1 protein-coding gene is annotated in these 250 nt (G+C 43.6%); it reads right to left on the bottom strand.

Features of this window, described 5'->3' with window-relative positions:
* A partial coding sequence (locus E4U92_RS35665; RefSeq protein ID WP_137304590.1) for a hypothetical protein occupies nt 1–233 on the bottom strand: 233 nt, incomplete at its 3' end.
* Nucleotides 234–250 lie beyond the last annotated feature (17 nt).

Genomic DNA, 250 nt, shown 5'->3' with positions numbered 1-250 from the left:
TACTTCTTCATTTCCGCCTTCTGAACCTCTTTTTGCTTGTTCGAGCGTGTTTCCACGTTTTCGAAAGCCTCTTCGAGATCCGCGTCAATATCCGCCGCAGCTTTATTAAAAATCTGCTCATGCAGCGCCTTTTTGCAGGCAACTGCTCTTTCATAGCGGAAATTTGTGCCCTCGTTGATGTTAAAAGCCACCTTTGCGGCTTTATTACATCCCACCTTTGTAATGTCATTCATAGTGTACTTCATGTTTT

It is taken from the genome of Streptomyces galbus, assembly GCF_005280195.1.
Lineage (GTDB): Bacteria > Actinomycetota > Actinomycetes > Streptomycetales > Streptomycetaceae > Streptomyces > Streptomyces galbus.
The sequence above is the reverse complement of the archived record's forward strand: the minus strand, read 5'-3'. Positions and strand labels throughout refer to the sequence as shown.